Source organism: Polynucleobacter sp. HIN5 (assembly GCF_030297555.1).
GTDB lineage: Bacteria > Pseudomonadota > Gammaproteobacteria > Burkholderiales > Burkholderiaceae > Polynucleobacter.
The window spans coordinates 834,020-860,257 of sequence record NZ_AP028136.1; the positions used below are offsets into that span (position 1 = coordinate 834,020).

The following is a 26,238-nucleotide window of genomic DNA, read 5'->3' on the forward strand; positions in this document are numbered from 1 at the left end:
ATTAAAATACATTTATGAATTTATAATTATGTATCCAATTCTATGGACAAAACCATAAAAGTCAAGGAAAATAATAAAAATATCAATGCACATTCATGCACATATGGGGCGCTTATGACGAAGAACGCATCACAACCCAGCGGGCAGTGGCCAACTGCAGCAGATCAATCTCTTGAGCAATGGCAAAAGGCAGCGAGTAAATCAGCGCCCAACGGCAACCCGGACGCCTTAGGCTGGGATACCCCCGACGGAATTCACCTCAAGGCGCTCTATACCCAACATGATCTTCATGGCTTGCCTTATGTGAACTCGCTTCCCGGATTTGAACCTTATCTGCGTGGGCCACAAGCGACGATGTACGCAGTGCGCCCATGGACGATTCGTCAATACGCGGGATTCTCAACGGCCGAAGAGTCCAATCGCTTCTATCGCAAAGCCCTCGAGGGCGGTGGCCAAGGGGTCTCGGTGGCATTTGACCTGGCAACCCACCGGGGCTACGACTCGGATCACCCGCGAGTGGTGGGTGATGTGGGTAAAGCAGGGGTCGCGATCGACTCAGTAGAAGACATGAAGATCCTGTTTGATGGCATCCCCTTGGACAAAGTCTCCGTATCGATGACCATGAACGGCGCGGTTTTACCGGTCTTGGCAGGTTATATCGTGGCGGGTGAAGAGCAAGGTGTGAAGCAAGAGCAATTGAGCGGCACGATTCAGAATGACATTCTCAAAGAGTTCATGGTGCGTAATACCTATATCTACCCACCCGGACCCTCGATGCGTATCGTCGGTGACATCATTGAGTACACCGCAAAGAATATGCCCAAGTTCAACTCGATCTCGATCTCGGGTTATCACATGCAAGAAGCTGGAGCGAATCAAGCCCTCGAGCTGGCATTCACACTGGCTGATGGCAAGGAGTACGTCAAGACTGCTTTGGCCAAGGGTCTCGATGTAGATGAGTTTGCTGGGCGTCTCTCGTTCTTCTTTGCCATTGGTATGAACTTCTATCTCGAGGTCGCCAAATTGCGCGCAGCACGAATGCTGTGGTGGCGCATCATGAAAGAGTTCAATCCCAAGAATCCAAAGTCATCTATGTTGCGCACCCACTGCCAAACCTCTGGCTGGTCGCTCACCGAGCAAGATCCCTATAACAATGTGGTGCGTACTACCATCGAAGCCATGGCTGCGGTCTTTGGCGGTACGCAATCGCTGCACACCAACTCATTTGATGAGGCAATTGCCTTGCCCTCGGAGATGTCCTCCCGAATTGCGCGCAATACCCAATTAATTTTGCAAGAAGAGACCCACATCACGAGCGTGGTTGATCCTTGGGCAGGATCGTTCATGATGGAGAGACTCACCCAAGAGATGGCCGATGCCGCCTGGGAAATTATTCTGGAAGTCGATCAGATGGGTGGCATGACCAAAGCTGTGGAAAGTGGTTGGGCTAAGTTAAAGATCGAAGCAGCTGCTGCCCAAAAGCAAGCCAAGATCGACTCTGGGTCGGATGTGATTGTCGGTGTCAATAAATACAAACTGCACGAGGAGAGCTTAGTTGATGTCTTAGTCATCGATAACGATATGGTTCGCAATAACCAAATCGCTCGCTTAAAGGACATCAAGGCCAAACGCAATCAAGCGCAGGTCGATCAAGCCTTGGCGGATCTGACAACAGCAGCCGAGAACAACACAGGTAATTTATTGGATTTAGCGATCAAAGCAATTCGTTTACGCGCAACGGTGGGCGAGGTGTCGGATGCTTTGGAGAAAGTCTATGGGCGCCACCGTGCCGATACACAAAAGGTGACCGGAGTGTACGCAGCTGCATACGATTCAGCCGAAGGATGGGAAAAACTCAAAGTGGAGATCGCTGAGTTTGCCAAAGAACATGGACGCCGTCCGCGGGTCATGATCGCGAAGCTTGGCCAGGATGGGCATGATCGGGGTGCCAAAGTGGTAGCCACTGCTTATGCCGATCTGGGCTTTGATGTCGATATGGGACCTTTGTTCCAAACGCCTGAAGAGTGCGCGCGCCAAGCGATTGAAAACGATGTGCATGCGTTGGGTATTTCTACCTTAGCAGCGGGTCATAAAACCTTAGTCCCAGCAATTGTGGCGGAACTCAAAAAACAAGGTGCCGATGACATCATTGTGTTTGTGGGTGGTGTCATTCCACGTCAGGATTACGAGTTTCTATATGAGGCGGGTGTCAAGGGCATCTATGGACCCGGTACGCCGATCCCCGCGTCCGCGAAAGACGTACTCGAGCAAATTCGGAATAACCTGCGTTAAGTCCTCTTTATGCCCAATGCCCCAAGCGATGAGCAGTTAGTGGCAGCCTTGCTCGGCAAGCCCTGTGCGGAGCAACGCCGAGCTCTGGCCAAAGCCATTACTTTGTTGGAGTCAACGCGACTCGATCATCGCACTCGCGCCGATCAATTACTCAACACGATCTTGCCGCATACCGGGCAATCCTTTCGTCTTGGAATCTCAGGAGTGCCTGGGGTAGGTAAATCCACCCTCATCGAGAACTTAGGTCTTTACTTAATTTCAAAAGGCCATCGGGTCGCTGTTCTTGCGATTGATCCATCCTCAAGTTTGTCCGGCGGATCGATCTTGGGGGATAAGACCCGCATGGAACTTCTCTCCGTCAATGAGAATGCCTTTATTCGTCCAAGCCCATCCTCTGGAACCTTAGGTGGTGTTGCTGAGCGCACTCGTGAGGTGATGCTCTTAGCGGAAGCTGCGGGTCATGACGTGGTGATCGTGGAGACCGTTGGGGTAGGGCAAAGCGAGATTGCGGTGGCTGGCATGACCGATCTCTTCATGTTGTTACAACTCCCCAATGCCGGCGACGATCTGCAAGCGATTAAAAAGGGGGTGATGGAGATCGCCGATCTCATCGTGATCAATAAAGCCGATCTCGATCCCAATGCGGCAACCCGTGCCCAAGCATTTATTACCAGCTCCTTGCGCTTAATGGGATTTCAGGGGAACCCAGACCACGCCGCTCATCATGCGGAGCAATGGCATCCCGTGGTGATGCAAATGAGCGCTTTACTCAATCAGGGCGTAGCGCAGTTATGGGATGAGATCACACGCTTTCGGTCCCTCGAAACGAAGAATGGTCATCTGCAGGCGCGCCGTCGTCAGCAAGCCACGGCTTGGATGTGGGAGCGCATCGATAGCGCGCTCAAAAGTAATTTTAAGAACCATCCCGGCGTACAGCAGTTATTACCCGAACTCAGTGCCGCCGTGAATGCGGGCACGATCGCACCCTCTGTGGCAGCGCGTCGCTTGCTCGACGCGATGCAAACACCCGATATTCAATAGGAGTTTCTATGCAAGACATTATTTCTCAATTGGAATCCAAGCGCGAGTTAGCACGTCTCGGTGGCGGTCAAAAACGCATTGCTGCTCAGCACGCCAAAGGCAAACTCACCGCACGCGAGCGGATCGAGTTGTTGCTTGACGAAGACTCCTTTGAGGAGTGGGATATGTTTGTGGAGCATCGCTGCACGGATTTTGGGATGGCCGATCAAACTGTACCGAGCGATGGCGTTGTCACTGGTTACGGCATGATTAATGGCCGCTTGGTGTTCGTATTCTCGCAAGACTTCACAGTTTTGGGCGGCTCTTTATCCGAAGCCCATGCCGAGAAAATCTGCAAGATTATGGATCAGGCCATGAAAGTGGGTGCACCCGTGATTGGACTGAATGACTCGGGTGGTGCGCGGATTCAGGAGGGGGTCGCCTCGCTCGGCGGTTATGCGGAGATCTTCCAGCGGAACGTATCTGCATCGGGTGTGATCCCGCAAATCTCTTTGATTATGGGTCCTTGCGCAGGTGGGGCCGTGTACTCACCCGCATTGACGGATTTCATCTTCATGGTGAAAGACACCTCGTACATGTTCGTCACTGGACCTGAGGTGGTAAAGACCGTGACCCACGAAGATGTCACCGCAGAAGATTTGGGTGGTGCGAACACCCATTCCACTGTATCCGGAGTCTGTGACTTGGCATTTAATAACGATGTTGAGGCGATCATGATGCTGCGCCGTTTCTACAGTTATCTACCGCTCTCGAATAAAGAAAAGGCCCCATTTCTGGGCGGTCTCGTTTGGTCGGATGAGCCTGATTACTCGCTCGATACATTGGTGCCCCTTAATCCCAATCAGCCGTATGACATGAAAGAGCTGATTCATAAGATTGTGGATGATGAAGACTTCTTTGAGTTGCAGCCCGACTATGCGAAGAACATCATCATTGGCTTTGCCCGCATTGGCGGTCAGACCGCGGGTATTGTTGCCAATCAACCGCTGGTACTCGCAGGGTGTCTGGATATCAAATCATCGATTAAAGCCGCGCGGTTTGTGCGCTTTTGTGATGCCTTCAATATCCCAGTGGTGACCTTGGTTGATGTGCCAGGCTTTATGCCAGGCACCGCTCAAGAGTACGGCGGCATTATTAAGCACGGTGCCAAGTTGCTCTATGCCTACGCCGATTGCACGGTTCCAAAGGTCACCTTAATTACCCGCAAAGCCTATGGCGGCGCCTACGATGTGATGGCATCCAAGCATTTAAGAGGTGATGTGAACTTTGCCTGGCCCTCGGCAGAAATTGCGGTGATGGGACCGAAGGGCGCTGTTGAAATTATTTTCCGCGAAGAAAAAAGTGATTCGCAAAAGATTGCCGAGCGTGAAGCGGAGTACAAAACGAAGTTTGCAAACCCCTTTGTGGCAGGACGGCGCGGCTATATTGATGATGTGATCATGCCCCATGAATCACGCAAGCGCATCGCACGATCACTCGCGATGTTGCAAGACAAGGATTTGCAAAATCCTCCCCGAAAGCACGGCAACATCCCTCTTTAATTTAATCGACTGACGAATCACTATGTTTAAGAAAATCTTAATTGCAAACCGCGGTGAAATTGCCTGCCGAGTGATGCTAACCGCTAAGCGGCTTGGGATACAAACCGTTGCGGTGTACTCCGAGGCAGATGCTGAGGCCCGTCATGTGCGCATTGCCGATGAGGCTGTTTGCATTGGACCGCCACCATCGCGCGAGTCCTACCTGCAAATAGATCGCATCATTGCGGCATGTAAAGAAACCGGTGCGCAAGCAGTGCATCCAGGTTACGGGTTTTTATCTGAGAACGAAGAGTTTGCCAAACGGGTTGAGGAAGAGGGCATTGTTTTCATTGGTCCCAAATACCAATCGATTGCTGCGATGGGCGACAAGATTGCCTCCAAGAAACTCGCCTTGGAGGCAAAGGTCAATACCATACCTGGTCACAATGCAGCCATTGATGACCCACAGGCTGCGGTAAAAATTGCGCAGGGTATTGGTTACCCCGTGATGATCAAAGCCTCTGCCGGCGGGGGCGGTAAGGGTCTGCGCGTTGCGTATAACGATCAAGAAACCGCCGAAGGCTTTGTGGCTTGCAAGAATGAAGCATTCAATAGTTTCGGAGATGATCGTGTTTTCATTGAGAAGTTTGTGGAAGAACCTCGGCATATTGAGATCCAGGTATTGGGCGATGCGCATGGAAATGTGGTGTATTTGTGGGAGCGTGAGTGCTCAATCCAGCGCCGCCATCAAAAAGTGATTGAAGAGGCACCATCCCCATTTTTGGATGACGCCACCCGTAAAGCCATGGGCGAACAAGCAGTGGCATTAGCTAAAGCCGTTCACTACCAATCAGCAGGTACTGTGGAGTTTGTGGTTGGCAAGGATAAATCGTTCTACTTCTTAGAAATGAACACCCGCTTGCAGGTTGAGCATCCGGTCACCGAATGCATCACAGGACTGGATCTCGTGGAGCAAATGATTCGGGTGGCTGCAGGCGAGAAGTTAGCCTTTACCCAAAACCAAATCCCACGTAAAGGCTGGGCCATGGAGTGCCGCATCAATGCCGAGGACCCATTACGTAACTTCTTGCCATCGACCGGTCGCTTGGTGAAGTATCAGCCTCCGGCATCCAAAGATGGGGTCCGAGTGGATACGGGTGTGTATGAGGGTGGTGAGATCCCAATGTATTACGACTCCATGATTGCAAAACTCATTACACATGGTGCCAACCGCGAGGAGGCCATGAGCAAAATGCGCGGGGCGCTCAATGAGTTTGTGATTCGGGGGATTCATTCAAACATTCAATTCCAATCGGCTTTATTACAACACCCACGCTTTCTCTCGGGACAGTTCAATACTGGATTCATTGCTGAGGAGTTCCCCAAGGGCTTTTTAAAAGGATCGGTCGAGCCGAGTGACCCTAGTCGTTTACCAGCCCTCGCAAGTTTTGTGCACCGTCGCTATTTGGAGCGCGCCAAATTGCTTGAAGGGCAGCTCTTGGGCCACGAAATGAAGATCACCCAAGAGTTTGTCGTGATGCATGGTGAGAGCTCCTACAACACCAAGATTGAGCAGCGTGATCACGGTTACCAAATATCCGTCAAAGCCAATCAGGGCAAGCACACAATCACGGATTATTTTCTAGAGAGTGATTGGCAACCGGGCTCGATTCGCTTGGCATATCGCTTAAACGATGGACCCATGGCATGCGCGCAAGTGGAGCGTCCAGGTTTGGGCTATGTGTTGATGCAAGACGGTGTGCATTTTGACTGCGTGGTCTTAAGTCCCTTTGGGGCAGAGTTGCAACGCCGTATGCCATACAAGGCGCCTCCTGACACTTCAAAGTTATTGCTATCGCCCATGCCTGGTCTCTTAACGAAGTTGCATGTGGCTAAAGGGGAGAAGGTCACCGCGGGTCAAAAGCTCGTTGTGATTGAGGCCATGAAAATGGAAAACACCTTGTTTGCCGCACAAGATGGCATCGTGGCAGATATCTGCGCTAGTGAAGGATCGAGTCTAGCAGTTGATCAAATCATTATTCAGTTTGCGAAGTAATCACCATGAGTCGACCATTCAAAATTCTGGGCGTTCAGCAAATTGCCATTGGTGGCACTGACAAGCAAAAACTGAAAGCCTTGTGGGTGGATCTCTTTGGACTGCAATACAAAGACACCTTCGTATCTGAGCGCGAGAACGTCGATGAGGATATTTGTGCCATCGGTCATGGCCCCCACGAAGTTGAAATTGATTTGATGCAACCATTTGATATCGAGAAAAAGCCAGCAGTGCATCAAACGCCTCTCAATCATATTGGCCTGTGGGTCGATGATTTACCAAAAGCAGTGGAGTGGTTAACGCAACAAGGACTGCGCTTTGCCCCTGGCGGTATCCGCAAAGGAGCGGCTGGCCATGACATTATTTTTGTTCATCCCAAAGCCAATGAAGAATTTATGTTTTCAGGAGAGGGGGTCTTGATTGAGTTAGTTCAAGCGCCACCCGATGTGATTGCTGCATTGGCATAAGCCCCAATTTGTGTGCAGTGCAACAAATCAGGCATAATAGTTATTAATTTGTCATTTAATCCTTAAAACCGATTAGGAGTATTCATGTCTGGCGCCCCAACCATCGAATCCAGTGGCATTGAGCTCAAAGCTAAACTCAATCCGGATTTCGCAACCGTTGTTTCCCCTGAAGCCCTGGAATTTGTTGCTAAATTGCATCGTGCCTTCGAGCCACGCCGTCAGGAACTCCTCAAGAAACGGGTTGAGCTAGCAAAAAAATTAGACGCTGGCCAAAAGCTGGATTTCTTGCCAGAAACGAAATCGATTCGTGAGGGCGATTGGAAAATTGCTCCAGTACCCAAAGCACTGGAAACTCGCCGCGTAGAGCTTACTGGTCCCGTTGACGCCAAGATGGTGATTAATGCGCTGAACTCTGGTGCCGATTCATACATGGCGGACTTTGAGGATTCCAATAGTCCCTACTGGGAAAACATCGTCCAAGGACACGTTAATTTAAAGAAAGCTGCGCGCCGCGATATCGAGCTTAATCTCTTTGGTAAGGAATATAAGCTCAATGAGAAAACTGCAACGCTAATTGTTCGTCCTCGCGGTTGGCATCTTGATGAGAAACATGTCTTGGTTGATGGTCAGCGCGTATCAGGTGGCATTTTTGACTTTGCTATCTTTACTTTTAATAGCGGCAAGTATTTAGAAGCGAGAGGCTTGGGCCCATTTTTCTATTTGCCTAAGATCGAAAGCCATCTTGAAGCGCGTTTGTGGAATGATATTTTCACTATGGCTGAGAAAGAGCTGGGCATGAAGCACGGCAGCATCAAAGCGACAGTATTGGTAGAGACCATTAACGCAACTTTTGAGATGGACGAGATCCTCTATGAGTTGCGCGATCATAGTTCGGGATTAAACGCCGGTCGCTGGGATTACATCTTCTCCGCGATTAAGAAATTCAAGCTCGATAAAAACTTCTGCTTGGCCGATCGTGTGAAGGTGACCATGACCTCACCTTTTATGCGCTCCTATGCACTCTTTTTATTAAAGACCTGCCATAAGCGCGGTGCGCCAGCAATGGGCGGTATGAGCGCCTTCATCCCAATTAAGAACGATCCTGAGAAGAATGCCATCGCGCTCGCAGCCGTGTCGACCGATAAACGTCGCGAGGCAACCGATGGCTACGATGGTAGTTGGGTTGCCCATCCAGGCTTGGTTGAGCTGTGTATGAATGAGTTCAAAGCAGTATTGGGTGATAAGCCCAATCAATTTGATCGTCAACGCGAGGATGTTCAAGTCACCGCTGCGGACCTACTCAACTTTGCTCCAGAAGGACCCATCACAGAAGCGGGATTGCGTTACAACATTAACGTGGGTATTCATTACATGGGTGCATGGCTGGCTGGTAATGGGTGCGTACCCATCCATAATTTGATGGAAGACGCCGCTACCGCTGAGATTAGCCGCTCGCAAGTATGGCAGTGGATTCGGTCACCCAAAGGGGTTCTCGATGACGGTCGCAAAGTAACCCTTGAGTTGGTTCGCCAACTAATTAGTGAAGAGTTAAAAAAGGTCAAGGATTCAGGTGCCGTTGGACAGTTTGACCGGTCTGCCAAGATCTTTGAGGACTTAGTTGCCAATGATCATTTCGTAGAGTTCTTAACCCTGCCGCTGTACGAAGAATTCTAAATTTAGGACGCTAGGCATGCGCATCTTGGCCATCGACACTTCGACCTCGTGGTGTTCGGTGGCCTTGTGTTTTGATGACAAGCCGATTGTGCATCGGCATGAGCTACTCGGATCAAAAGCCAGTCAATATCTCTTGCCATGGTGCAGTGAGCTACTTCAACAGGTTGGTGCGGGTTTTAAAGATCTTGATGCGCTCGCGGTGGGAGTCGGGCCCGGCGCATTCACAGGAGTGCGCCTCTCGGTTGCGGTTGCCCAAGGACTATCTGTAGGCGGGCAATTGCCAGTGATCCCAGTGACCAGTCTTGATGCCATGGCATCGCAGTTTGTACAACACCATCAAATCCCTCAATACACGACATTCACCATTGCTCTGGATGCCCGCATGGGCGAAGTGTATTGGGCTCGCTATCAGCAAGATACCTCACAAGCTAAACCGATCAGCCCAATCCAACTGACGGTTCCAGAGGCGATTGAGGATAACAATCAGGATTTGATAGCTGGGAATGCCCTTGCCGAGTATGCCGATGATTTCAAGAATCATTTTGTGGATCGACAGAGTGATGCGCAGTTAGTACCCAACGCACTTGGTATCTTGGGTCTCGCGCAATTGCGTTATCAGGCCGGCCAAACGATTCCGGTTGAACAGCTTGAACCCCTCTATATTCGTAATAAAGTTGCTCTCACTACCCAAGAACGTCACGATGCAGCAAGCCGCACCCCAACCGGTCATTTGCTTGGCTGAGCTAGTTCTGGAGCTGATGACCGAATCCGATCTGGATGCGGTCATGGCAATGGAAGCAATTTCGCATCAGCACCCATGGTCGCGCAAAAACTTTAGTGATTCGATCGAAGCGGGCCATTGGGCGTATTGCCTGCGTGAGGTGAGCGATCCCAGTAAACGAATATGGGCCTACTGCATTTTGCTCCCAGCGGTCGATGATCTGCACCTGCTGAACATTACGGTGGATACCGATCTACGCGGTCAGGGCGTGGGGATGCGCCTCATGGGAGCTATCCAAGCGATTGCATCAAATTTATCAATCCCGCGCATCTTGCTTGAGGTTCGTCCAAGCAATGAGGCGGCGATCGCTCTATATGAGAGGGCGGGGTATGAGAAGTTAGCACGGCGCAAAGCGTATTACCCAGTAGAATCTTCCTCTGGAATTCGCGAAGACGCGATTGTGATGGTAAAAAATATCGACTGCTCAGTAAAACCTTATGCACATTGATGATCGCTTACGCTACTTGAAAGAGATGGGTATTACCGAGTGGTCCTTGCGTTCTGCTGCACAAGACTTAGCGCCCAGCGTCACTCCAAGCGCAGAAGCCCATCAAGTTATCTCCAACCAAGAGCCCAAGGTGTATTGGTTGTTTTATGGTCAAGCACCCGGTGGTGATCAAGAGCGCTTATTTCAGAACATCATTTTGGCTCTCGGGCTCTTACCCAAAGAATGGGAATGGCGCTCTCTAAGCAATACGCAAGCACCGAATACGCAGCTACCATGCGTCGCCTTTGCCTTTGGTGAGCCAGCAGCGCAGGCGTTAAGTGGTGAGCAAGAGCCGCTAAGCCAGCTGCGCGACGTCGTGCTTGAGATTGTCGGTCAAGATATCCCCTTGATTGCAAGCTTTGATCTGGCGCACTGCCTAAGCCGGCCAAAAGATAAAGCCTTACTCTGGCAAGACCTATTGCTAGCTCGCTCCGTATTGCAATCCCTCTAATTAGTGCTTGGCTTCACCAATCAGATGCAGTGAGTCATACTCGGCTTGATTGGCTTGATGTTTCTTAATCACCAGCCACATGGTGAGTGCAACTGCTAAGCCAAATCCCGTAATCACAATCGGAACAGGCACATCCAGCCAAATTAGGAGCGCATACAGCATCAGCATCATGAGCACCGAGAGGTTCTCATTGAAGTTCTGAACCGCAATGGAGTGGCCCGCAGACAGTAAGACGTGGCCACGGTGTTGCAAAAGGGCGTTCATGGGAACAACGAAGTAACCTGCCAACCAGCCTACGGTGATCAGTAGGACATAGGCAGGTAGGAGATTAAAGTTAACTTCTAAGACACCAATCTTAAAGAGCACGATCGATGGAATGTATTCAATATGGTAGATCGCCATGATGCATACCAGTAGGCCCATCACGACGCCATACGGTAGAACATTTAAAGCAGACTTTAATGGAATGCGCGATGCCGCCCAAACTGCACCGCCGGCGACGCCAATGGCTGAAATCGCTTGCAAGATGGCCCCTTGTGAGAGGTTCATATTCAGCGCGGTCTCAGCCCACTTCAGCACAATGAACTGCAAGGTTGCGCCTGCGCCCCAGAATAGGGTGGTGACTGCTAAAGAGATTTGGCCCAAGCGATCACGCCACAAAATATGAAAACCGACAAAGAAATCCTTGGTCAATTGAATGGGGTCTAGGCGCTGCTCAGGGTAGCGTGCCCCGGTATCCGGAATGCGCAGATTAAAGAGTGCCGCAATCAAGTAAATAAACATAATGATTGAGATGGCGGACTCCGCAGGACTATCCACCCCGGTCGTAACCATCGGCAAGTCAAAACTCATGAGCGTGGTAGATACCTTGCTGCTAATTAACACGCCACCCAATACCGTGCCAGCAATGATGGAGCCCACGGTTAGGCCTTCGATCCAGCCGTTTGCCGCCACCAACTTTTCAGGGGGAAGTAGTTCGGTCAAGATGCCATATTTCGCTGGTGAGTAGGCAGCTGCTCCAAGACCCACGATGGCGTACGAAGCCAATGGATGGGCGCCCAAGAGCATGGCGGCACACCCAATAATTTTGATGGTGTTGGTGATGAACATCACTTGCCCTTTGGGCCTGGAATCAGCAAAGGCCGCAACAAAGGCGGCCAACAACACATACGAGAGCACAAAGAAAAGTTTGAGAAGCGGAGTCATCCACGCTGGGGCAGCGAGCTGGGCTAAGAGGGCAATGGCCGCAATTAGCAGGGCGTTATCGGCGAGCGACGAAAAAAATTGCGCCGCCATAATGGTGTAAAAACCTGGTTTCATTCGTACAATTGCTTCATTTACTAGATTAAAGCATGAAAGGGGAGATTTCTGGAGCGCCCAATTCTGGCAACAATTAACTCTGCTGCATTAGGCCACAATTTAAGGCGGGTTAGGGAACTGGTTGGTAATTCTCGCATATGGTCTGTGGTTAAAGCTCGCGCCTATGGTCATAGTCTAAGGGCGGCGTTGGCAGGACTCTCGCAGACCGATGGCTTTGCAATCTTGGATTTGGATGACGCCCGTTGGTTGCGAGCTCAGGGTTGGACCAAGCGCATTTTGCTGCTCGAAGGCCTCTTTCAGGAAAGTGATATCCCGTCGGTGATCGAGTTGGATTGCGATGTGGTGGTCCACAGCCCCAATCAAGTGACTTGGCTTGAAAAGCAAGCCCATCCCGTCACCATCTTTCTCAAACTCAACTCTGGAATGAATCGTCTTGGATTTCGACCCGAGGCGTATCGATTAGCCTACCATCGGCTCCATGCCGCTGGGCACCGCATGAACCACATGACCCATTTTGCGAACGCCGATTACGTCGATCGCGAGCCGTCGGTGGGCGCCCAAATGGAGTGCTTTACCAAGACGATTGATGGCTTGGCGGGTGAGACCTCGCTTGCGAACTCAGCAGCAGTTTTATGGCATCGCAATGCCTTAGGCGATTGGGTCCGTCCAGGGATTATGTTGCATGGGATTTCTCCATCGGGTCAGTTTGCAGATATTGCCCACGCCAATTTGCAAGCGGTGATGACCTTATCAAGCTCCATCATTGCGATTCAAGACTTAGAACCCGGCGACGCCGTGGGCTATGGATCCCGATATCGGGTAACTCAACCCATGCGAATTGGAGTGATCGCGTGTGGCTATGCGGATGGCTATCCCCGTCATGCAAAAGATGGCACCCCGGTCTGGGTTTATGGGAACGATCCCAGTCAATCCCGAATTTGCCCGATTGCAGGTCAGGTCTCTATGGATATGTTGACGATTGATCTTACGCATGCGCCATGGGCAACCGTCGGTACCAAAGTAGAACTATGGGGCAAAAACCTACCCGTCGATGATGTGGCAGGGCATGCCCAAACGATTGGTTACGAACTGGTGTGCGCGATTGCGCCTCGGGTACCTGTTGAAATTATTTAGTGACCCAGAACTGCCACCACTGGCGTTCTTTCTGAACGCGTTTGCCGGTCTTAAAGATCTGGCTATCAGGGAAATTAAGCTTAAAGACCCGCATGGCATCAGAACTTAAGTCATACATACCTAAGGCTTGATAGGACTGAACCAAAATGTAGAGCGCCTCCTCGACCGCTGGCGCACGATCGTAATCTCGAATCACGAGCTGCGCACGGTTGGCAGCAGCCAGGTAGGCTCCGCGATCATAGTAATAGCGCGCTACAATCACATCAGCCTCGGCTAAGGAGTTGACGATGTAGCGCATGCGATCGAGCGAGTCAGGAGCATATTTACTATTAGGAAAGCGCTCAACCACTACCTTGAAGGATTCAAAGGCCTCTTTGGCTGCCTTGGGATCACGTTCACTTAGATCTTGCCCCGTGAACTTTCCCATAAAGCCTAAATCGTCATTAAAGGTGATGAGGCCCTTGAGGTAATACGCGTAATCTAAATTAGGATTGCCTTGATGCAATTTAATAAAGCGATCGATTTGTACTAGAGCTTGAGCAGGCTCTTGGGCTTTCCAAAAGCAATACGCAGAATTAATTTGCGCTTGTTGGGAGTAGGGACCAAATGGAAAGCGTGCCTCGAGTTTCTCAAAGTACTGACCGCACTTATCAAAATCACTCTCATTCATTTTGTCGCGCGCCTCGGTATACAACTTTGCCTCGGACCACCCCAAAGTTTCATCAGTGCTGGTATTGGCGCATGACGTGAGAAGCATGACAGAAGAAACTAGCGAAGCAAGAACAACAAGCCTTAAACTAGCACGATGGTGCCCCATAGGGGGAATTGATAACACAATAAGGTCCTTCCAGCGTGGCATTGCCGCAAACTCCTGATCCGAATCCCTCTGATTATATCGATGATGAGGATTTCATTGCGCTTGAGATCCCAGATGCATGGGCGGGTGAGCGTTTGGATAAAGTCTTAGCCCATTTTTTAACCGACTACTCGCGCAATCGGATACAGGCATGGGCCAATCAGGGGGCGGTCCTGGTCGACGGCAAGGTTGTCAAGTCTCGCCAGATTCTGCGGGGCGGTGAAGCGATTCGGGTCTTTCCGCAAGAGATGCCAGAGCAACATGCATTTGAGCCAGAAGATATTCCCCTCAATTGCATCTATGAAGACGATCATCTATTAGTCTTTAATAAAGCGGCTGGGATGGTGATGCATCCGGCGGCTGGTAATTGGACCGGAACCGTTCTTAACGGCCTACTGTTTCACTACCCCGAGCTCGCTCAGTTGCCACGTGCCGGGATTGTGCATCGACTCGATAAAGACACCTCAGGACTCTTTGTGGTGGCCCGAACGGCATTGGCCCAAACCGCCTTGGTGCGACTCTTGCAAGATCATTTGGTTGAGCGGCGCTATCTGGCCTGGGTGTGGGGTGATACCCCATTACACGGTACGATCAATGCTGCCTTAGCACGTGACCCACGCGATCGACTCAAGATTGCCGTAGTGCCTGCGGATTCTAAAGTGGCCAATGCCAAAGCAGCGCGCACCCATTACAAGCGCTTGGCCCTCGGTACCTACCAACAGAGTAAGGTCTCATTGTTGGAGTGTCGCTTAGAGACCGGTCGAACCCATCAAATTCGTGTTCATCTTGAGTCCTTGTCTTATCCATTATTGGGTGATCCGGTGTATCGCAAACGAATCCCAGCGGCTGCGAGTCAATTGTTCTTAAAGCGCCAAGCCCTCCATGCCTTCGCGTTAGAGTTCGTACATCCCAACACACACGAACCGATGCAATGGTTTGCAGAAATTCCAGATGATCTCTTGGAGCTGCACGCACAAGTGCATATGGATCTTGCCGATCTTCCCAAACCATTTCATGAGCCTTCCTCATGAGCCCGCTTCGTATTCTCAGACCCGATTGGTCGGCACCTGCCAATGTGCATGCCTTTACAACCACACGGCAAAGTGGCTTTAGTCAAGCGCCATACGATCTATTCAATTTAGGGGCATTTGCTGGCGAGGATCTAAAAATCGTGCAACAAAATCGGGCCTTGCTCAACGCTTTATTACCGCAAGCACCATTTTGGATTAAGCAAGTGCATGGTACCGATGTGGTCTTAGCAAAAGGTATTCACGAGGGCATCGGCGACTCCATCATTGAAGCCGATGCAAGTGTGACGACCGATCCGCAAACCGTGTTGAGCATCTTGGCAGCCGACTGCATGCCAGTGCTCTTCACCAATCGATCAGGAACAGCAGTCGCTGCAGCGCATGCTGGTTGGCGTGGACTATGTGCCGGCGTTCTGGAAAATACGGTAGTCAAACTTCTGAAGGAGTCCTCAAGTACTGCATCCGATGTACTTGCATGGATTGGTCCGAGTATCTCGGCCGCGCATTACGAAGTGGGCGCTGAAGTGCGTGCTGCGTTTATGAAGTCAGCAGTGCAATTTAAGTATCCACTCGACGATGCATGTTTTATTCCCAACCGCACATCCTGTTCTGAGAAGTATTGGGCCGATCTGCCACGAATCGCCAAATCCCGACTACAAGCTTTGGGTATTGGCGCGATCTATGGCGGCGATTTATGCACTTTCAGTGACCCTGAGCTTTTTTATTCCTACCGCCGTGAAACCCCCACGGGACGCTTTGCCAGCTTGATTTGGTTCAATCCGAAGCTCTAGCAATCAGGGTAATTGCCGGATCCTTGCCCAGCAATCCTGATAAATGCTAGGGTTAGTGCTTATAACCCTAGCGTCATAATCACCTGAGAATAGAGACGTACTGTTTAGTTTGATTGACACTTTTAAGAAAATCACCATCATCATGAATTTGGGTAATTCACCAAGCTTGGCTCCGCAATACATGGCCATGATTCCCCCGGATAAGCTCTCTGAAATTCAAACGAAGTATCTGGAAGACCTGGGTAAATTGGGCAAAGATCCCAATGCCTTGGAGCTTAAAGACCGACGCTTTATGGGTGAAGCTTGGCAAAACCCTTGGAGCAAAGCACTGGTCTCCACCTATTTATTGAATGCACGTTATCTCAATGAGCTCGTGCAAGCGGTGCAGACCGATACCAAAACCCGACAGCGCATTGAGTTTGCCACCAATCAAATGATCGATGCCTTATCGCCCGCGAACTTCTTAGCAACGAATCCAGAGGCACTGGAGACCATCCTGAAGACCCAGGGCCAATCGATTCAAAAAGGCATCCTCAACTTATTGGGCGATCTTGGCAAAGGAAAAGTGAGCCAAACCGATGAGAGTGGTTTTGAGGTCGGTAAAAATTTGGCGCAGACCGAAGGCGCGGTGGTATTTCGGAACGCGCTATTTGAACTAATTCAGTACAAGCCACTGACCGACCAGGTCTATGAACGACCATTCTTAATGGTTCCACCGTGCATTAATAAATACTACATTCTGGATTTGCAACCCGACAACTCCGTGGTGCGGTATATGGTGAGCCAAGGGCATACGGTGTTCTTGGTCTCCTGGAAAAATCCAGACACCAGCATGAATCGCATCACCTGGGAAGACTATGTGGGTACTGGCGTGCTCGAAGCAATTCGGGTTACACAGGAAATCAGTCAGCAAGACAAAATCAATATCTTGGGCTTCTGTGTGGGCGGCACCTTAGTGAGCACCGCACTCGCAGTGCTGGCTGCACGCAAACAGGATGCCATCGAAAGCTTGACACTGCTCACCACCTTATTGGATTTCACGGACACGGGAATCCTGGATGTCTTCATCGATGAGTCCTTGGTTAACCTGCGGGAGAAATCCATCGGCGGCGCCGAAGGGCGCTATGGCCTCTTATCCGGTTTGGAGTTAGCGAATACCTTCTCGTTCTTGCGGCCTAACGAGTTGGTGTGGAACTACGTGGTCGATAACTATCTCAAGGGCAACTCACCACCGCCATTTGATTTGCTCTACTGGAATGGGGACTCCACCAATTTACCTGGCCCGATGTATTGCTGGTATCTACGCCATACTTACTTGCAAAATGATCTAGCCAAACCGGGCAAGCTCAAGGTCTGTGGAGAGAAGATTGATCTAAGTAAGATCAAGGTCCCTGCTTACATCTACGCATCCCGCGATGATCATATCGTGCCGTGGCACTCCGGTTATCAGAGTACTCAAATTTTGAAGGGGCCGATTCGGTTTGTGATGGGAGCCTCGGGTCATATTGCGGGTGTAATTAATCCTCCGCATAAGAAAAAACGCAATTATTGGACTAATTCTGATTTACCAAAAACCGCGGATGCTTGGCTCAAAGGCGCCAAGGAAGTGCCGGGTAGTTGGTGGCCCGACTTTACCGAATGGCTCGCTCAATATGGTGGTAAACAGATTCCTGCACCGAAAAATTATGGGCATGGCAAGTACAAAAAATTGGTTGCAGCACCTGGCACCTACGTCAAAGAAAAGGCGCAAAAGGTTTAATCGATTGATCTGAATACAAGGAGAAGATGATGGCACAACGGATTGCATATGTAACGGGTGGTATGGGCGGAATTGGCACGGCGATTTGCCAGCGCCTATCCAAAGGTGGCTTTAAGGTGATCGCCGGCTGTGGCCCAAACTCCCCCCGTAAGGATCGCTGGATTGGTGAGCAAAAGGCCCTAGGTTATGAGTTCATTGCGTCTGAGGGTAATGTATCCGATTGGGAGAGTACCAAAGCGGCCTTTGAGAAGGTGAGAGCTGAGGTCGGTCGCGTTGATGTCTTAGTAAACAACGCCGGCATCACCCGGGATAGCGTGTTTCGGAAGATGACCCCCGAGGATTGGAAGGCTGTGATCGATACGAACCTGAACTCACTTTTTAATGTCACCAAACAAGTGATTGATGGCATGATCGATAACGGCTGGGGCCGGATTATTAATATCTCCTCGGTCAACGGTCAAAAAGGTCAGTTTGGTCAAACCAACTATTCCACTGCCAAGGCAGGCTTGCATGGCTTTACCATGGCGCTCGCCCAAGAGGTTGCCAGCAAGGGCGTGACCGTGAATACCGTCTCCCCAGGCTATATCGCGACCGATATGGTCAAAGCGATCCGTGAGGACGTGCTTGAAAAGATTGTCGGTACTATCCCAGTCAAGCGCCTGGGAACCCCCGATGAGATTGCCTCAATCTGCGCCTGGATTGCCTCTGATGATGGCGCCTTCTCAACCGGTGCCGACTTCTCAGTCAATGGGGGGATCCATACAGGCTAAACTAAAGGGAAATTCTGCATTGCAACAACGAGCAAGGGAATAACCATGGCTACACGAACAAAACGGGTTGGCGACGAACGCCTGATTAAAAAGTATCCCAATCGGCGTCTCTACGATACCCAGACCAGTACCTATGTAACCCTCGCTGACATTAAACAGTTGGTGATGGCGTCCGAGAGTTTTAAGGTTCTGGATGCCAAAACCGATGAGGATCTGACCCGCAGCATTCTTTTGCAGATCATCCTTGAAGAAGAGGCCTGCGGGGTGCCGATTTTCACGACTCAGATGCTCCAGCAAATGATCCGTTTTTATGGTCACTCGATGCAAGGTTTAATGGGTAGCCATTTGGAGCGCACCATGCAATCTTTCATGGATATGCAGCAAAAGTTATCGGAGCAATCCAAGTCAATGACCGGTGGTGGCACGGAAGCCTGGACCCAAATGATGAACTTGCAAAACCCCTTTATGCAAAATCTGATGACCAGCTATATGGATCAGAGCAAGGACTTATTCCTAAAAATGCAGGAACAAATGCAAGGCTCAAACCAACTCTTTACAGGCTTCCCATTCAAGGGCAAATCCGACACATCGAATTCCAACTCTTAAGCGCAGGGCTTAGAGACTCTCATTTCATTATTTCAAGATCGGGCATTATTCGTGGTTGCAAAAGTAGGATTTGTTTCATTGGGGTGCCCCAAGGCATTGGTGGATTCTGAACTGATCTTGACCCAATTAAGTGCTGAGGGGTATGAGACCGCAAAAGACTATGCAGGAGCCGATCTCGTCATTGTGAACACCTGCGGCTTTATTGATTCGGCTGTCGAGGAAAGTTTATCGGCGATCGGTGAAGCGCTCACTGAAAACGGCAAGGTGATCGTGACCGGTTGCCTAGGTGCCAAGAAAAATGCCGATGGCAGTGATCTCATCACCAGCATTCATCCTAAAGTGCTCGCGGTGACGGGGCCACACGCAACCGCGGAAGTCTTGCAAGCCGTGCACACTCATTTACCTAAACCGCATGATCCGTTTATGGATCTCGTGCCCCCAGCGGGTATCAAACTGACGCCAAAGCATTACGCCTATCTCAAAATCTCAGAGGGTTGTAATCATCGGTGTAGCTTTTGCATTATTCCCAGTATGCGAGGTGATCTAGTCTCACGCCCCATCGGCGATGTATTGCAAGAAGCCCAAAAACTTTTTGAGTCAGGAGTCAAAGAGCTCTTGGTGGTTTCGCAGGATACCAGTGCCTATGGCGTTGATATTCAGTACCGCACCGGCTTTTGGGATGGTAAGCCGATCAAGACACGCTTGTACGATTTGGCACTTGCACTGCATGAACTTGCGCTAAGGCATCAAGCCTGGGTGCGCATGCACTATGTCTATCCCTATCCCCATGTGGATCAGATTTTGCCGATCATGGCGAAATTCAAGGATGAGGGATTTGGGCTCTTGCCGTATTTGGATATTCCGTTTCAGCATGCACACCCGGACGTCCTCAAGCGCATGAAGCGACCTGCGAGCGGAGAAAAAAATCTCGATCGTATTGCTGCATGGCGAGCGATTTGCCCAGATCTTGTGATTCGTAGTACGTTTATTGCCGGATTTCCTGGCGAAACCGAAGATGAGTTTTCAGCCTTACTGCAATTTATGGAAGAGGCGCAAATCGATCGAGCCGGGTGCTTTGCCTATTCACCGGTAGAAGGCGCTACTGCGAATGCGCTCGACCACCCCGTGCCTGAGTCCCTTCGTGAGGAGCGACGCTCCCGCTTCATGGCCCTTGCCGAGGAACAATCGAGCCGGCGCTTACGTCGATTAGTCGACCAACGCATTCGGGTATTAGTTGACCATGTAACCCCTGAGGGCGGAATCGGTCGGAGTGCCGCCGATGCCCCAGAAATTGATGGGATTGTAAAAATCTTGCCACCCAGTAAGCCTTCCAAGCGCTACCGGGTTGGGGAGTTCGTGAGGGCTACGGTCCTAGAAACTCAAGGACATGATCTGATTGTAGAAGTCTAGATAATTCGTAATGAATGAGTAATACTTGGGTAGATAATTGAAAGTATCGGTTAATTGGCTAATTTGCAAAGAGGGGAAAAATGATGAGTCGTGATGTCGTGGTTTTAAGTGCAGCGCGTTCTGCAATTGGAAGTTATGGTGGCAGTCTCAGTGGCATGGAGCCATCGGAGTTGGCTGGCGTGGTGATGAAAGAGGCGGTTGCCCGATCTGGCGCGGATCCTACCAAGATTAACTACGTAACGGTCGGCAATACCATGCCAACCGATTCACGCTATGCCTATGTGGCTCGTGTGGCGGCGATTCAAGCGGGACTGCCGATGGACTCCGTTGCCATGGCCGTTAATCGTCTGTGCAGTTCTGGATTACAAGCAATTGTGACTACCGCGCAGGGCATCATGCTCAACGACTATGACTATGGTGTGGGCGGCGGTGTGGAAGTGATGTCGCGCGCGATGTACGGAGCCACAGCGATGCGTAATGGAGCGCGCATGGGTGATACGAAGATGATTGACCTCATGGTTGCTGTACTCACCGACCCCTTTGGTGTTGGCCACATGGGCATCACGGCAGAGAACTTGGCTGAGAAATGGAAGATCACGCGCGAAGATCAAGATGCCTTTGCAGTGGAGTCGCATCGCCGTGCTGCTGCTGCGATCAAAGAAGGCCGCTTTAAATCCCAAATCGTACCGATTACATTAAAAACCCGAAAGGGCGATGTGGTGTTTGATACCGATGAGCATTGCAAACCGGATACCACCATGGAGACCTTAGGAAAAATGAAGCCCGCCTTCAAAAAAGAGGGTGGCACAGTGACCGCAGGAAATGCATCGGGTGTGAACGATGGTGCTGCCTTCATGGTTTTAGCAGCGGCTGATGTGGCTGCCAAAGCTGGACAAAAACCGATTGCGCGTTTGGTCTCTTATGCGGTTGCAGGAGTACCAAATCACATCATGGGTGAGGGCCCAATCCCCGCAACCAAGATTGCCTTGCAGCGTGCTGGATTAACGCTTGACAAGATGGATGTGATTGAATCTAATGAGGCCTTTGCTGCTCAAGCGATTGCGGTGACCAAAGGGTTGGGCTTGGATCCAGCCAAGACCAATGTGAACGGTGGTGCAGTTGCTCTTGGCCATCCAGTGGGTTGCACCGGCGCTGCGATTGCCACTAAAGCCATTTATGAATTACATCGCACCAATGGTAAATACTGCTTAGTCACCATGTGTATTGGTGGTGGTCAAGGCATTGCCGCGGTATTTGAGCGACTCTAAGCCTTAGAGCAGTTCGAGGACTGCATCCAAGCCGACGTTGTCTAAAGCGACGTCGGCTTTTTCTTTAACAATCGCCTTGGCGCGATAGGCGACACTTAAACCGCAGTCGGCCATCATGAGTAGATCATTCGCACCATCACCAATCACAATTGCTGCGCGCTTATCAAGATCAAAGCGTCCACATGCGGCTTCCACGAATCGATTCTTGGCAACACCATCCACAATATCGCCCAAGACCTTACCAGTGAGCCGATCATTCACAATCTCTAATTGATTGGAGTGGGTCTCGCACAAAGCTAGGCGTTCTTGCATGCGTTCTGTAAAGAATGTGAAGCCACCCGAAACCAGTAGGGTGTGCATATCACGCTCATGTGCTCCACTGATTAAGAGCTCTGCCCCGGGATTGAGTTGCAAGCGTTCCTCATAGACCGAATGCAATGCGGTAATGGGCGTACCCTCTAACAGGGCAACACGGCGACGCAAGCTCTCTGCAAAGTTTGGGATCTCACCGCGCATCGTAGCTGCAGTAATTTCTGCGACCGCTGCTTTCTTGCCAGTAAAGTCAGCAATTTCATCAACGCACTCAATATTGATTAAGGTTGAGTCCATGTCCATGGCTAAGACCTTCATTGCCTTGGAATCAAAACCGGCTGGCAGAATGGCGAGATCGCAAACACGTTCTGCGCAATACTGGCGTAGACCATTGCGCTCAAATGCTTCAATCTCACGTGCTAACAAGAATCGCCCAGCAGTATTCTGAAAACCGATCCCCAAGGTTTGCATGGCACGCTCTAGACCCGAGATCAATTGGGGATCGGCCGCTTTTGATCCTAAGATCTGCAAACTAGGGAATGGATGGGATGATGAAGACATCATGAATCAATTATGCCTAAGCGATCCATGAGAGCGCAGGAGTTGGTAGAGGATGTGCCGAAGCCACCAGAGCGGTGCTTAAGAGTTTCATGAGCTGGCGAATCGCTTCGATGCGCTGCTCAAGCTGATCAAACGCGGATCCCTTAGCAGGTAAGTATTTAATGCGATCTTGACCATTGAGTTGCACTTGAGGGTTGGATTGAACCAAACGAATCAATTTCACGGGATCCAATGGGGGGTGTGTAATAAACGTTACCTGAATGCCATTGGGACTTGCATCCATTTTCTGGATGCCATAGAGCACCATTTCAAGGCGCAGGCGATGGGTTTCATAAAACGCTTTGGCGGGATCGGGCAAGTTACCAAAGCGATCAACGAGTTCTTCACGTAATTGAGTCAACTCATCAAAGGCTTCGCAGCTGGCAAAGCGTTTGTAGAGTGATAGGCGCTCATGCACATCCGGACAGTAATCAGCGGGTAACAGAGCAGGCGCCCCTAAATTGACATCAGTCACCGCTTGCATGGGTGAGAGGAGATCGGGCTCCTTGCCACTGCGCAAGGACTTGACGGCACGATTGAGCATCTCGGTATACAGCTGAAACCCAATCTCATGAATCTCACCCGATTGCTTATCACCCAAGACCTCACCAGCCCCTCGTATCTCTAGATCGTGCATGGCGAGATAAAAACCAGAACCGAGTTCCTCCATCGCCACAATCGCATCTAGGCGTAAATGGGCTTGCTTCGTGAGCGCATCCGGATCGGGCACTAAGAGGTAGGCATACGCTTGGTGATGCGAGCGACCCACACGGCCGCGCAATTGGTGGAGCTGCGCCAAACCAAATTTATCGGCGCGATGCATGATGATGGTATTCGCGGTTGGTACGTCGATGCCGGTCTCAATAATGGTGGTGCACAGTAAGACATTGCTGCGCTGAGTGACAAAATCCCGCATTACGGCCTCGAGCTCGCGTTCGTGCATTTGACCATGTGCCACGGTAATTCGGGCTTCGGGCAAGAGCATCTGCAAGGCTTGCTTGCGATTCTGGATGGTCTCCACCTCGTTGTGTAAGAAGTACACCTGACCACCGCGCTTGATCTCGCGAAGGACCGCTTCCCGAATCACGCCATCGCTCTCACGTCGCACAAAGGTCTTAATAGCTAGACGTTTCTGAGGAGCAGTGGCAATGACTGAGAACTCACGCAAGCCCTCGAGCGCCATGCCCAAAGTGCGCGGTATTGGGGTGGCAGTGAGTGTGAGGATATCCACCTCAGCACGCAGTGCCTTCAAGGCATCTTTCTGACGCACACCAAAACGATGTTCTTCATCAACGATCACCAAACCAAGGCGAGCAAATTGCGTTTCTTTGGATAGCAACTTATGCGTACCAATCACAATATCGGCCTCACCCGCAGCAATCGCAGCCAATGCCGCATTAATTTCTTTCGCGGTCTTAAAACGCGAGAGCTCCACAATCCGAACGGGCCAGGCGGCAAAGCGATCTTTCCAGGTAGAGGCGTGTTGCTCGGCTAGTAGGGTGGTGGGTGCTAGGATGGCCACTTGTTTGCCACCCATCACCGCCACAAAACTAGCGCGGAGTGCCACCTCGGTTTTACCAAAGCCCACATCGCCACAAACCAAGCGATCCATCGGCTTACCACTGGTCATATCGCCAATGACTGCTGCAATTGCATTGGCTTGATCGGGGGTCTCCTCAAAACCAAAGCTCTCTGCAAACGCGGCATAGTCATGTGCCGAGAACTCGAAGGCATGACCTTTGCGGATTGCTCGTGCGGCATAGAGATTGAGAAGCTCTGCTGCCGTATCTCGTATTTGCTGAGCAGCCTTGCGCTTGGCTTTATCCCACTGACCAGAGCCCAATTGATGTAAGGGCGCTGAATCCGGATCGGCCCCCGCATAGCGCGTGACCTGATGCAGTTGCTGGACTGGCACATACAAGGTTGCATCGTGCGCGTAAATGAGGTGCAAAAATTCCTCGAAGGCGGGTGCTTCTTTAGGACCCGCCATATTGAGTAATACCAAGCCCTGGTAACGACCAATGCCATGTTCAACATGAACCACAGGGTCGCCGACCTTGAGCTCGGATAAATCCCTAAAGAGGGTATCGGGATCGGTATTGCTGGTTTCCTTACCCCGACGCTGACGCGCCGTTTGCGTGAAGAGCTCAGCCTCCGTAATGATGAGTAATTGCTGGGGTTGCCAAACAAAGCCATTAAAGAGGGGAGATACGCAACACCCAAAGCGCTCATCACCTTTTACAAAATCAGCGATGGTGTTTACACCCTGTGGGTGTAAAGCAAACGCTGCATCTTTAGAAGACCCTAAATTACTCTCTTCAATGAGTTGCCGAATTGACTCGAGTCGTCCTGCACTCTCTGCACAAATTAGGATGCGCCATTCATTTTGAGAAACTAATTGCCGCAAGCGCTTGAGGGGATCGGCATCGCGTCGATGAATGGCGACATCTGGTAATTGGGTAAAGACAGGTTCCGTCGTTGAATCCAATGCGGCTTGCGTTTGGAGCACAAAGCGCGGATAGGACTTCGCAATCGTATAAAACTGCTCTAAGCTCAAGAACAAATCCTGAGGCTTTAGTACAGGACGCTCGAGATCGTGCTTTAGAAAAGCATAGCGTTGCTCGGTATCTTTCCAGAACTGCGTGATACTGGTTTCAATATCACCGATATAGCCAAGGCAGATATCCTCAGAGCGATCGACCTTGTCGCTGCGTACAAAGTAATCATAGATGGTAGCGGTCTCGTCAAAAAACAGCGGTAAGTAAGACTCAATCCCCGCCGTCGGAATTCCGGTACTCACATCCTTGTAGATTGAACAGCGCGTTGGGTCTCCCTCAAAATACTCCCGCCAGCGCCCTCGAAAGGCTGTGCGTGAGGCCTCATCAAAGGGAAACTCATGGCCCGGCAGTAAGCGAATTTCTTTCACTGGATACAAGCTGCGTTGTGTATCCGGATCAAAAGCACGGATATGTTCAATCTCATCGCCAAAGAGATCAAGGCGATAGGGTAGGGATGAGCCCATCGGGAACAAATCAATTAAGCCACCGCGAATGCTGTACTCGCCAGGGCGCATCACTGCACTAACCGGATCGTAACCCGCCTGTTGCAATTGCAAACGGAGCGCCTCTTCATTTAAGCGCTCACCTTGGCGAAAGAAAAAAGTATGAGCGGATAAAAATGCTGGTGGGGCAAGGCGCTGCAATGCAGTGGTCACCGGCATGAGGATCAGATCGCACGTGCCGTTTTGCATTTCATGGAGGGTGGCCAAGCGCTCAGAGATTAAATCTTGATGCGGCGAGAAATGATCGTAGGGAAGGATCTCCCAATCTGGCAGTAAGCGAATGCGCAATTGGGGGGCAAAGCTAGGGATCTCCTCCAATAATCGTTGCGCATCGGTCGCATTGGCGCATAGCACTACAAATTGGCTGTAATTAGCGCGATAGGCGCTCGCCATTTGTGCCAGGAGCGCCGCATCGGCAGAGCCAACGATGGAATCGAAGGTAAAGCGCTGCCCCGCCCGTAGCACGGGAATAGGGGGTGTAAGTAAAGCAGCAGGCCTTGGCGCTGCCGCTGGATTGACAGCATCCGACATCTAGAAGCATTATAGAATCAGGT

The 26,238-nt window shown here is 50.8% G+C and carries 21 protein-coding genes; 17 read left to right on the forward strand and 4 right to left on the reverse strand.

Annotated features, from left to right (window positions below; translation table 11 throughout):
• Nucleotides 1-114 precede the first annotated feature (114 nt).
• The 9 genes from scpA (at nucleotide 115) to QUE61_RS04515 (ending at nucleotide 10,769) form a co-directional block, all read left to right on the forward strand.
• A complete protein-coding gene (gene scpA, locus QUE61_RS04475) occupies nucleotides 115-2,292 on the forward strand; it encodes a methylmalonyl-CoA mutase (protein ID WP_286308025.1) in 2,178 nt (725 codons plus the stop codon).
• A gap of 9 nt (nucleotides 2,293-2,301) precedes the next feature.
• Nucleotides 2,302-3,333 carry a methylmalonyl Co-A mutase-associated GTPase MeaB gene (meaB, locus tag QUE61_RS04480; protein WP_286308026.1) on the forward strand — a complete coding sequence of 344 codons (1,032 nt, stop codon included), beginning with the start codon at nucleotides 2,302-2,304 and terminating at the stop codon, nucleotides 3,331-3,333.
• Nucleotides 3,334-3,341: 8 nt separating this feature from the next.
• Nucleotides 3,342-4,874 carry an acyl-CoA carboxylase subunit beta gene (locus QUE61_RS04485; RefSeq protein WP_286308028.1) on the forward strand — a complete coding sequence of 511 codons (1,533 nt, stop codon included), beginning with the start codon at nucleotides 3,342-3,344 and terminating at the stop codon, nucleotides 4,872-4,874.
• A 22-nt stretch (nucleotides 4,875-4,896) separates the two neighbouring features.
• On the forward strand, nucleotides 4,897-6,909 hold the full coding sequence (gene accC / locus QUE61_RS04490; RefSeq protein WP_286308031.1) for an acetyl-CoA carboxylase biotin carboxylase subunit: 2,013 nt from the start codon (nucleotides 4,897-4,899) through the stop codon (nucleotides 6,907-6,909).
• A 5-nt stretch (nucleotides 6,910-6,914) separates the two neighbouring features.
• Nucleotides 6,915-7,376: a VOC family protein gene (locus QUE61_RS04495; protein ID WP_286308033.1), complete on the forward strand. Its 462-nt coding sequence runs from the start codon at nucleotides 6,915-6,917 to the stop codon at nucleotides 7,374-7,376.
• An 84-nt stretch (nucleotides 7,377-7,460) separates the two neighbouring features.
• Nucleotides 7,461-9,050 carry a malate synthase A gene (aceB, locus tag QUE61_RS04500; protein ID WP_286308035.1) on the forward strand — a complete coding sequence of 530 codons (1,590 nt, stop codon included), beginning with the start codon at nucleotides 7,461-7,463 and terminating at the stop codon, nucleotides 9,048-9,050.
• A 16-nt stretch (nucleotides 9,051-9,066) separates the two neighbouring features.
• Nucleotides 9,067-9,792, forward strand: a complete 726-nt coding sequence (tsaB, locus tag QUE61_RS04505) for a tRNA (adenosine(37)-N6)-threonylcarbamoyltransferase complex dimerization subunit type 1 TsaB (RefSeq protein ID WP_286308037.1) — start codon at nucleotides 9,067-9,069, stop codon at nucleotides 9,790-9,792.
• Nucleotides 9,752-10,279 (forward strand): ribosomal protein S18-alanine N-acetyltransferase, encoded by a 528-nt coding sequence (gene rimI / locus QUE61_RS04510; RefSeq protein ID WP_286308039.1) that lies wholly within the window; start codon nucleotides 9,752-9,754, stop codon nucleotides 10,277-10,279. The genes tsaB and rimI overlap by 41 nt, the downstream gene beginning before the upstream one ends.
• On the forward strand, nucleotides 10,269-10,769 hold the full coding sequence (locus QUE61_RS04515; RefSeq protein ID WP_286308041.1) for a DNA polymerase III subunit psi: 501 nt from the start codon (nucleotides 10,269-10,271) through the stop codon (nucleotides 10,767-10,769). The genes rimI and QUE61_RS04515 overlap by 11 nt, the downstream gene beginning before the upstream one ends.
• Here the strand turns inward: QUE61_RS04515 and lplT are convergent, their stop codons facing one another.
• Nucleotides 10,770-12,089, reverse strand: a complete 1,320-nt coding sequence (gene lplT / locus QUE61_RS04520; RefSeq protein ID WP_286308044.1) for a lysophospholipid transporter LplT — start codon at nucleotides 12,087-12,089, stop codon at nucleotides 10,770-10,772.
• Between the two features lie 48 nt (nucleotides 12,090-12,137).
• Between lplT and alr the strand changes: the two genes are divergently transcribed.
• Nucleotides 12,138-13,223, forward strand: a complete 1,086-nt coding sequence (alr, locus tag QUE61_RS04525) for an alanine racemase (protein ID WP_286308270.1) — start codon at nucleotides 12,138-12,140, stop codon at nucleotides 13,221-13,223.
• On the opposite strand, the gene QUE61_RS04530 is transcribed toward alr, so the two are convergent.
• Nucleotides 13,216-14,040, reverse strand: coding sequence for an outer membrane protein assembly factor BamD (locus tag QUE61_RS04530; RefSeq protein ID WP_286308272.1), 825 nt, complete (start codon nucleotides 14,038-14,040; stop codon nucleotides 13,216-13,218). The two genes, alr and QUE61_RS04530, sit on opposite strands and share 8 nt — an antisense overlap.
• A 35-nt stretch (nucleotides 14,041-14,075) precedes the next feature.
• Between QUE61_RS04530 and QUE61_RS04535 the strand changes: the two genes are divergently transcribed.
• The 7 genes from QUE61_RS04535 to QUE61_RS04565 all read left to right on the forward strand — a co-directional run bounded on the left by QUE61_RS04535 (nucleotide 14,076) and on the right by QUE61_RS04565 (nucleotide 21,711).
• Nucleotides 14,076-15,110: an RluA family pseudouridine synthase gene (locus tag QUE61_RS04535; protein WP_286308046.1), complete on the forward strand. Its 1,035-nt coding sequence runs from the start codon at nucleotides 14,076-14,078 to the stop codon at nucleotides 15,108-15,110.
• Nucleotides 15,107-15,898: a peptidoglycan editing factor PgeF gene (gene pgeF / locus QUE61_RS04540; RefSeq protein WP_286308048.1), complete on the forward strand. Its 792-nt coding sequence runs from the start codon at nucleotides 15,107-15,109 to the stop codon at nucleotides 15,896-15,898. Before QUE61_RS04535 ends, pgeF begins: the two co-directional genes overlap by 4 nt.
• A gap of 142 nt (nucleotides 15,899-16,040) precedes the next feature.
• The gene (gene phaC, locus QUE61_RS04545; protein WP_286308050.1) at nucleotides 16,041-17,657 is read left to right on the forward strand and encodes a class I poly(R)-hydroxyalkanoic acid synthase; all 1,617 of its coding nucleotides are present in this window, start codon (nucleotides 16,041-16,043) and stop codon (nucleotides 17,655-17,657) included.
• A 29-nt stretch (nucleotides 17,658-17,686) separates the two neighbouring features.
• Entirely contained in the window at nucleotides 17,687-18,427 is a 741-nt protein-coding gene (locus QUE61_RS04550; RefSeq protein WP_286308052.1) for a 3-ketoacyl-ACP reductase, read from the forward strand.
• A 45-nt stretch (nucleotides 18,428-18,472) separates the two neighbouring features.
• The gene (gene phaR / locus QUE61_RS04555; protein ID WP_286308054.1) at nucleotides 18,473-19,033 is read left to right on the forward strand and encodes a polyhydroxyalkanoate synthesis repressor PhaR; all 561 of its coding nucleotides are present in this window, start codon (nucleotides 18,473-18,475) and stop codon (nucleotides 19,031-19,033) included.
• Nucleotides 19,034-19,084: 51 nt separating this feature from the next.
• Complete coding sequence (rimO, locus tag QUE61_RS04560; protein ID WP_286308055.1) at nucleotides 19,085-20,443, forward strand: 30S ribosomal protein S12 methylthiotransferase RimO; 1,359 nt, start codon at nucleotides 19,085-19,087, stop codon at nucleotides 20,441-20,443.
• Nucleotides 20,444-20,526: 83 nt separating this feature from the next.
• Nucleotides 20,527-21,711 carry an acetyl-CoA C-acyltransferase family protein gene (locus QUE61_RS04565; RefSeq protein ID WP_286308274.1) on the forward strand — a complete coding sequence of 395 codons (1,185 nt, stop codon included), beginning with the start codon at nucleotides 20,527-20,529 and terminating at the stop codon, nucleotides 21,709-21,711.
• A 3-nt stretch (nucleotides 21,712-21,714) separates the two neighbouring features.
• Here QUE61_RS04565 and serB read toward each other — a convergent pair whose 3' ends face one another.
• Both serB and mfd read right to left on the reverse strand, forming a co-directional pair.
• The gene (gene serB / locus QUE61_RS04570) at nucleotides 21,715-22,587 is read right to left on the reverse strand and encodes a phosphoserine phosphatase SerB (protein ID WP_286308057.1); all 873 of its coding nucleotides are present in this window, start codon (nucleotides 22,585-22,587) and stop codon (nucleotides 21,715-21,717) included.
• Between the two features lie 13 nt (nucleotides 22,588-22,600).
• Nucleotides 22,601-26,215 (reverse strand): transcription-repair coupling factor, encoded by a 3,615-nt coding sequence (gene mfd, locus QUE61_RS04575; RefSeq protein ID WP_286308059.1) that lies wholly within the window; start codon nucleotides 26,213-26,215, stop codon nucleotides 22,601-22,603.
• Between the last annotated feature and the right edge of the window lie 23 nt (nucleotides 26,216-26,238).